Here is a 7,429-nt window from a genome sequence, read left to right as displayed (position 1 = left end):
CCGCTGGAAAGCGACCACAACCTCGTTCTCGACAGCGCGGAACCTCGTGCTCGGCGGGCACGCCCGACCGTCCTGCTTCCGTCCGCGGCGATTAATGTGATATCACTTTGATAGATGCGGAGCGCGAGGCGCCGTAGCCCGACGAGAGGAACAGCCATGACCGAGACGACGGCCCCACCGCAGGAGTCCGTGGGCGGCGAGCCGAGCGGCCGACCCGTCGGGCACGACGGCACGCGCGTCGACGTGACGGAGCGCCCAGCCTGGTCGACCGGCGCGGGCGGCGCCCTGGTCGCGCTGATCGTGTTCGCACTGCTCGTGGTCGGCGCGGTCCTGCTCTTCGCCCAGGACGAGGGGCCCGCGGTCCTCGGCGGCGTCGTGGTGTCGGTGGTCGCGGTCCTGCTGCTGACCGGGCTCGGCGTCGTCAACCCGGGCCAGACGCTCGTGGTCCAGCTCTTCGGCCGCTACCTCGGCACGATCCGCCGCACGGGCCTCGTCTTCACCGTCCCGCTCACGACCCACAAGCGCGTCTCGGTGCGTGTGCGCAACTTCGAGACGAGCGAGCTCAAGGTCAACGACGCCGACGGCAACCCCATCAACATCGCCTCGATCGTCGTCTGGCAGGTCGCCGACACCGCGAAGGCCACGTTCGCCGTCCAGGACTACGAGGACTTCGTGCGCGTCCAGTCCGAGTCCGCGCTGCGCCACGTCGCGATGTCCCACCCGTACGACCAGGCCGACGAGGGCGAGGAGAGCCTGCGCGGCGCGACCGAGCTCGTGTCGGCCGAGATCGCGCAGGAGGTCGCGGCGCGCGTCGTCATCGCGGGCATCGAGGTCGTCGAGGCCCGCATCTCCAACCTGGCGTACGCCCCGGAGATCGCGCAGGCCATGCTCCAGCGCCAGCAGGCCGGGGCGATCATCGCGGCCCGGTCGAGGATCGTCGAGGGCGCCGTGTCGATGGTCGAGGACGCGCTCCAGCGCCTCGAGGCCGAGTCGATCGTCACGCTCGACGACGAGCGTCGCGCCGCCATGGTGTCGAACCTCCTCGTCGTGCTGTGCAGCGACAGCCGCGCGACCCCCGTCGTCAACGCCGGGTCGCTCTACTCGTGACGCCGGAGGTCCCGGCGCCCGCTCCCGGCGGGTCGCCGGGGGCAGGAGAGCCGGGGCCCGACGGCGGAGCGGACGTCGGGCATGAGGGTGCGCCGGGTGCGGGGGTGCCCGACGGCGGAGCAGGCGTCGGGCGCGAGGGTGCGCCGGGTGCGGGGGTGCCCGACGGCGGAGCGGGCGTCGGGCATGAGGGTGCGCCACGGAGGCCCCGGGCCGAGCGGAAGCAGGTCCTGCTGCGCCTCGACCCGGCGGTCCACGACGCGCTCGCGCGCTGGGCGTCGGACGAGCTGCGGAGCGTCAACGCACAGATCGACATGGTGCTGAGGCGGGCCCTCGACGCCGAGGGGCGGCTCCCGCGGGACGTACGCCCGCCACGCCGTCCGGGGCGGCCGCCCGCAGAGTGACGGCCCGCAGAGTGACCGGCTCGTGCTGCGACGCCCCGAGGTGCCGAGCACGAGGTTGCGGTCGTCTATCCACCGGTTGACGACTGCAACCTCGGGCTCGACTGCGCGGAACCTCGTTCTCGACTGCGCGGAACCTCGAGCTCGACAGGACGAGCGACCCCGACCGGGCGGGGCCCGCTCCTCCTCCGTCCGGCGAGCGCCCGTCCACCGAGTGCTGTCGTGTCTCGGTCCTCCGAGCGTCGTCACGCTCCACCCGCTCGCCCTGTTCGGCTCGCCCGAGCAGGCACGCTCCGGTGCCGACCGATGGGCAGTCCTCCCCGTTGAGCCGGGGGGTCCCCGGCCGCTACTGTTCCGAGGCGGTGGTCGTCGGACCACCACGACGAGAGGTGGACCCGTGGCGTGGTGGGAGGACGAGAAGCCGAGCCTGGCCGACCAGCTCGCGGACTCGAGCAGACCGACGAGGTCGGCCTCGCGCTACACGACCGACCATTCCCGCAGCTGGGGGAGCCTGCCGCTGTGGCTGCTGCTCGGGACCGCGATCACGGTCGTGGGCGGCGCCGTCCTCTGGTCCTCGCGGTCGGCCGTGATGGTCTGTCTCGGCGTGACGGTGCTGGCGCTCGGGCTGTTCTACCTGAGCCAGTACGGGGTCCTGGCGTTCTACGCGCTGCAGGTCGGTCGGCTGCGTGACCGGCGCACCGCGGCGGCGCTCGCGCACGAGTCGGCGCCGGCCCTGACCGACGACGACGTCCGCCAGTTCCACGTCCCCGTCCGCCCCTCGTTCGCGGGGCCGGCGCGACTGGGCCTCCTGGACCCCGGGGAGGGTCCGACGCCCCCGGCGATGCGCGTCGCCCGGATCGTCGGAGGCTCCTGCACCGCGGTCTTCATGGTGGGAGCGGTCGCGACGATCGTGGCGGGCTGGGCCTCACGGTCCTGACCGGCACGCCCGAGCTCCCTCCCGGTGCCGAGAACGAGGTTGCGGTCGCTATCCGGTGGATAACGACCGCAACCCCGTTCTCGACTGCGCGGAACCTCGTGCTCGGCACCGACCGGGGCGCGGAACCTCGTGCTCGGCACCGACCGGGGCGCGGAACCCGGCACCCGGCACCCGGTAGACGCCCGACGCCCGACGCCTCGAAGACCTCAGCACGAGCACCCCAGCAGAACCCCGCCCCCGCGCAGGGCCCCGCGCTCAGCCCGCCGAGCGCAGCCGCAGCGAGTTCCCGACGACGAGCACCGAGCTCATGGCCATCGCCGCGCCCGCGATCATCGGGTTGAGCAGGCCGGCCGCCGCGAGCGGGATCGCCGCCACGTTGTAGGCGAACGCCCAGAACAGGTTCTGCTTGATGATGCGCAGGGTCCGGCGCGAGAGCCGGATCGCCGTCGCGGTCGAGCGCAGGTCGCCCCGGACGAGCGTGATGTCGCTCGCCTCGATCGCGACGTCGGTGCCCGTGCCCATGGCCAGGCCGAGGTCCGCCCCGGCGAGGGCTGCGGCGTCGTTCACGCCGTCCCCGACCATCGCGACGACCCGGCCCTCGGCGCGCAGCCGCGCGACGACGTCGACCTTGTCCTGCGGCAGGACCTGCGCGATCACGTCCTCCTCCGCGATGCCGACCTGCCGCGCGGCGACCCGGGCCGCGCCGGCGTTGTCGCCCGTGAGGAGGATCGGCCGCAGGCCCAGCTCGCGGAGCTCGGCCACAGCCTGGGCCGAGGTCTCCTTGACGGGGTCGCGCAGGACGAGGACGCCCTGGGCCGTGCCGTTCCAGGCGACGACGACGGCGGTCGCGCCCGTGGACTCGGCCTCGTCGAACGCCCGGCGCAGGTCGGTCCCTGCGGCGTCGGGGCGAGCGCCGTCCCCGGGGTTCGCCGGCTCCGCCGCCTCGAACGCGATGCCCTGCTCGGCGAGCCACGACGGGCGACCCACCATGACCCGCTGCGCGTTGAGCGCCCCGGCGGGGGACAGGCCCGAGTGCGCGGTGCGGACCAGGCCGCTGACCCCGCCACCGGGCGAGCTCACGAAGTCGAAGACCTGCGCGGAGCCGATCACGACGCCGTCGGCGCCGGTCTCGACAGCGGCCGCGGACGACGACCGGTCGGGGGAAGCCGTGAGAGCCGCTGTTCCGGCCTGGCCCGCACCGGTACCGCCAGCACCGGTACCGCCAGCACCGGCCGACACCTCACGAGCAGCAGCCGACCCGGCCCCCGCGACCTGCGCCGCAGCGGCCGCGACGGCCTGCGCGATCGGGTGCTCGCTCAGCCCTTCCACCGCGCCGGCGAGGCGCAGGGCGTGGTGAGCGGCGCCGTCGGGACCCTCGCTCGGCGAGCCGGCAGCGGCCCGCGCCGCCTCCGACCCCAGGTCGAGCGAGCCCTCGCGCGTGACCACGCGCTCGAGCGCCATGCGGCCCTGCGTCACGGTGCCGGTCTTGTCGAGCACGATCGTGTCGACGCGGCGCGTGGACTCGAGGACCTCGGGTCCCTTGATGAGGATGCCGAGCTGCGCGCCCCGGCCCGTCCCGACGAGCAGGGCGGTCGGCGTCGCGAGCCCCAGCGCGCACGGGCACGCGATGATCAGCACGGCCACGGCCGCCGTGAAGGCGAACTGCGTGCTCGCCCCCGCGAGCAGCCACCCGCCGAGGGTGAGCACGGCCAGGACCAGCACGATCGGCACGAACACGGCCGAGATGCGGTCCGCGAGGCGCTGCACGGGAGCCTTGCCCGTCTGCGCCTGGCTCACGAGGCGCCCGATCTGGGCGAGCGTCGTCTCCTCGCCCACGCGCGTCGCGCGGACGAGCAGGTGGCCCGAGGTGTTGACGGTCGCGCCCGTGACGTCGTCGCCCGGCGTCACGTCGACGGGCACGGGCTCGCCCGTCAGGAGCGAGGTGTCGACGGCGGAGCTGCCCTCGACCACGACGCCGTCGGTCGCGACCTTCTCGCCCGGGCGGACCGTGAACAGGTCGCCCTCGCGCAGGGCCGAGACGGGCACGCGCTCGGTCACGCGCCGGCCGTCGGGGCCGGTCGTGACGCGCTCGGCGTCCTTGGCGCCCATCGCGAGGAGCGAGCGCAGCGCGTCGCCGGCCTTGCGGCGCGAGCGGTGCTCGGACCAGCGGCCCGCGAGGAGGAACGTCGTGACGACGGCGGCGACCTCGAAGTAGAGCTCGGGCATCGCTGCATGCTCGCGCGAGGGCAGCAGCGAGACCGACATGCGCATGCCGATCTCGCCCGCACCGCCGAGCAGGAGCGCCCACAGCGACCACAGGGTCGCGGCGATCACGCCGATCGACACGAGCGTGTCCATGGTCGACGCGCCGTGGCGGGCCGCGCGGAAGGCCGCGGTGTGGAAGGGCCACGCGCCCCACGTCACGACCGGCAGGGCCAGCGCCGTGACGACCCACTGCCACCCCGGGAACTGGAGCGCCGGGATCATCGACAGCGCGACGACCGGGAGCGTGAGGACCGCGGCGACCTTGAGGCGGCGGCCGAGGTCGGCGCCACGGTCGCGCGTGGGGGCCGAGGTGTCGGTCGACGGGGGCGTCGTGGGGGCCGGGGCCACCGGCCGGGGCGCGGCCGTGGTCGTCGTCGGGGTCCCGCCGGCGGGAGCGGTCCCCGAGGTGCCGACGGCCGCCGACGTCGCGCCGCTCACCGCGGCAGGCGCCGTGACCGGCGCCGCGACGGGCGCCGCGGCCGCCGCCTTCGCGGCGACCGCGGGCGCGGCCGCCCGGCGGCCCGTGACCCGCGCCTGGTAGCCGGCCTTCTCGACGGCTGCGACGAGCTCGGCGTCGGTCACGCCGTCCGGCAGCACGACGTGCGCGCTCTCGAGCGGCAGGTTCACGGTGGCCTCGACGCCGTCGACGCGGTTGAGCCGCTTCTCGACGCGTGCGACGCACGACGCGCACGTCATGCCCTCGATCGCGAGGTCGACCTCGACGAACGTGGGGCCGGCGGTCAGGCCGGTGGGGGTGGTCATGGGTGCTCCTCGAGAGTCCGGTGGTGCGTCCGGCGGGTTGCGCCGGGTGGGGTCTCCGCCGCGGTCCGCTGTGCGCGGGCGGGGGCGGTGGGCGCACGCCGGGGTGGGGGTGCGCGGCGCGGGCGGCCTGGGTCAGCGGCGTGAGGGGCGCGGCTGAGGTGTCGGCAAGCGGCCTGCGGGTGGAGCGGTGCCCGACGACGGAGCGTGGGCCGGGAGTCCGGCCGGTGCTCCGTCGTCGGACGGGTCGTCGGAGGCGTCAGGCCTTCGGGACCTGGAGGTCGTACGTCTTCTCGGCCGGGGTGGCGTCCGCCGCGGAGTCCGTGCCGCAGCCGCAGCCGCAGTTGTGCGCCTTGCGGTCCGCCGCCTGCTCGGCCGACTGCGCGGCCTGGGCGTTCAGCTGGACCTCGTAGCTGGTGACCTCGTAGCCGGCCTCGTCCACGGCCTCGCGCAGCGCGGCCTCGTCGAGCGGCTCGTCGGAGAACACGGTGACCTCGGAGGCCCCGCCGACGTTCAGGTCGACGCTGATGTTCTCGACGCCGGCGACCGCGCCGACGTCCTTGGTGACGTGCGAGACGCAGTTGCCACAGGTCATGCCGGTGACGCCGAGGGTGGTGACGGTGCTCATGGGTGCTCCTTGGGAGGGGTGGGTTGTCAGCTGCGGACGAGGCGTGCGATGGCCTCGGACGCCTCGCGGACCTTGGCGGCGCCCTCGGCCTCGGAGGACCGGGCGGCGTCGACGACGCAGTGGCCGAGGTGGTCCTCGACGAGTCCGATGGACACCGCCTGGAGGGCCTTGGTCACTGCGGAGACCTGGGTGAGGATGTCGATGCAGTAGACGTCCTCGTCGATCATGCGGGCGATCCCGCGGACCTGCCCCTCGATGCGGCGCATGCGCTTGAGGTAGGCCTCCTTGTCGGAGGCGTACCCGTGCGGGCCGGTGTGGGCAGGGGCAGCGCCCGGCTCGACCGGGTGCTGGGTGGTCGTGTCGCTCATGCTGGGCCTCCGTGATCGCTCGCTCGGATACCCCTGTGGGGTACCGCTCTTCAAAGATACCCCTGAGGGGTATCAGGTTGTCAAGGGGTCGAAGGTCCCTCCGGGCCACGGACCCGCCTCTCTCCCCGCTCGCCCGGCCCGCTCGCTGCGACGAATGCGCCGTTCGCCACGACATGGGGCCGTTTCGGGTGTTCGATGAGAACCGAACAGCCCGCACGGACGGTGCTCCAGCGTTCCTGGCGGGACTCGACCCGACGTCAGGAGCCCACCATGACAACGCAGGACCCGATCCTCACCGCCTTCTCCTCCGCCGCCAAGCAGGTCTGGTACTGGCCCGTGATCCGCGGCGTGATCGCGATCCTCTTCGGCATCGTCGCGCTCGCGTGGCCGGAGATCACGGCCGTCGTCTTCATCTGGATCGTCGCCATCTTCACGCTCGTCGACGGGCTGTTCGAGATCGTCGAGGGCATCCGGCGCCGGGGGACCGGCGGCACCGCCGCGCTCGTCACGGTGGGTCTCGTGAGCGTCGCGGTCGGCGTCGTGCTGCTCGTGTGGCCCGGCAAGACCGCCGAGGTCCTGGTGTGGATCGTCGGTCTGTGGGCCGTGGTCCTCGGGATCTTCCAGGCGATCGCGAGCATCGAGCTGCGCAAGGTCCCCGGCAGCGGGTGGGGCTGGGGAGTCTTCGCGGGCCTGCTGTCGCTCGTGTTCGGTCTGCTCGTGCTCTTCAACGTCGGCGCGGGCGTCGTGTCGATCGTCTGGATCCTCGCGATCGTGGCCCTCGTGTGGGGCATCTCGCTCATCGCGTTCGGCTTCCAGATCCGCAGCCTCGGGAAGAAGGCCGGCCAGATCAGCTACTGACCGGCCCCCGTCGGTCGGGCGCCGCTCGACCGACGGGTCCGCCTGCCGCGCCGTGCACCACGGTGTGGCAGGGAACGAGGCGAGCGGCGCCGTCGGGCACGGAGGAAGG

The 7,429-nt window shown here is 73.9% G+C and carries 7 protein-coding genes; 4 read left to right on the top strand and 3 right to left on the bottom strand.

Annotated elements, in window-relative coordinates:
* Positions 1–156 precede the first annotated feature (156 nt).
* The 3 genes from ACFWFR_RS15475 to ACFWFR_RS15465 all read left to right on the top strand — a co-directional run bounded on the left by ACFWFR_RS15475 (position 157) and on the right by ACFWFR_RS15465 (position 2,442).
* Positions 157–1,107 (top strand): SPFH domain-containing protein, encoded by a 951-nt coding sequence (locus tag ACFWFR_RS15475; protein WP_377623552.1) that lies wholly within the window; start codon positions 157–159, stop codon positions 1,105–1,107.
* A complete protein-coding gene (locus ACFWFR_RS15470; protein ID WP_377623551.1) occupies positions 1,104–1,508 on the top strand; it encodes a hypothetical protein in 405 nt (134 codons plus the stop codon). Before ACFWFR_RS15475 ends, ACFWFR_RS15470 begins: the two co-directional genes overlap by 4 nt.
* A gap of 394 nt (positions 1,509–1,902) precedes the next feature.
* Entirely contained in the window at positions 1,903–2,442 is a 540-nt protein-coding gene (locus tag ACFWFR_RS15465; RefSeq protein ID WP_377623550.1) for a hypothetical protein, read from the top strand.
* A 255-nt stretch (positions 2,443–2,697) separates the two neighbouring features.
* Here the strand turns inward: ACFWFR_RS15465 and ACFWFR_RS15460 are convergent, their stop codons facing one another.
* The 3 genes from ACFWFR_RS15460 to ACFWFR_RS15450 all read right to left on the bottom strand — a co-directional run bounded on the left by ACFWFR_RS15460 (position 2,698) and on the right by ACFWFR_RS15450 (position 6,462).
* The gene (locus tag ACFWFR_RS15460) at positions 2,698–5,469 is read right to left on the bottom strand and encodes a heavy metal translocating P-type ATPase (protein ID WP_377623549.1); all 2,772 of its coding nucleotides are present in this window, start codon (positions 5,467–5,469) and stop codon (positions 2,698–2,700) included.
* Positions 5,470–5,725: 256 nt separating this feature from the next.
* Complete coding sequence (locus ACFWFR_RS15455; protein ID WP_377623548.1) at positions 5,726–6,094, bottom strand: heavy-metal-associated domain-containing protein; 369 nt, start codon at positions 6,092–6,094, stop codon at positions 5,726–5,728.
* A gap of 26 nt (positions 6,095–6,120) precedes the next feature.
* A complete protein-coding gene (locus tag ACFWFR_RS15450; protein WP_191805198.1) occupies positions 6,121–6,462 on the bottom strand; it encodes a metal-sensitive transcriptional regulator in 342 nt (113 codons plus the stop codon).
* Between the two features lie 270 nt (positions 6,463–6,732).
* Between ACFWFR_RS15450 and ACFWFR_RS15445 the strand changes: the two genes are divergently transcribed.
* Entirely contained in the window at positions 6,733–7,320 is a 588-nt protein-coding gene (locus ACFWFR_RS15445) for an HdeD family acid-resistance protein (RefSeq protein ID WP_377615334.1), read from the top strand.
* The last annotated feature ends 109 nt before the right edge of the window (positions 7,321–7,429 follow it).

The organism is Oerskovia sp. NPDC060287, assembly GCF_042726775.1.
Taxonomy (GTDB): Bacteria; Actinomycetota; Actinomycetes; order Actinomycetales; family Cellulomonadaceae; genus Oerskovia; species Oerskovia merdavium.
The sequence above is the reverse complement of the archived record's forward strand: the minus strand, read 5'-3'. Positions and strand labels throughout refer to the sequence as shown.

Coding starts and splice junctions, on each gene's coding strand:
- ACFWFR_RS15475 (WP_377623552.1), top strand. CDS start 157: ATGACCGAGACGACGGCCCCACCGCAGGAGTCCGTGGGCGGCGAGCCG.
- ACFWFR_RS15455 (WP_377623548.1), bottom strand. CDS start 6,094: ATGAGCACCGTCACCACCCTCGGCGTCACCGGCATGACCTGTGGCAAC.
- ACFWFR_RS15460 (WP_377623549.1), bottom strand. CDS start 5,469: ATGACCACCCCCACCGGCCTGACCGCCGGCCCCACGTTCGTCGAGGTC.
- ACFWFR_RS15445 (WP_377615334.1), top strand. CDS start 6,733: ATGACAACGCAGGACCCGATCCTCACCGCCTTCTCCTCCGCCGCCAAG.
- ACFWFR_RS15450 (WP_191805198.1), bottom strand. CDS start 6,462: ATGAGCGACACGACCACCCAGCACCCGGTCGAGCCGGGCGCTGCCCCT.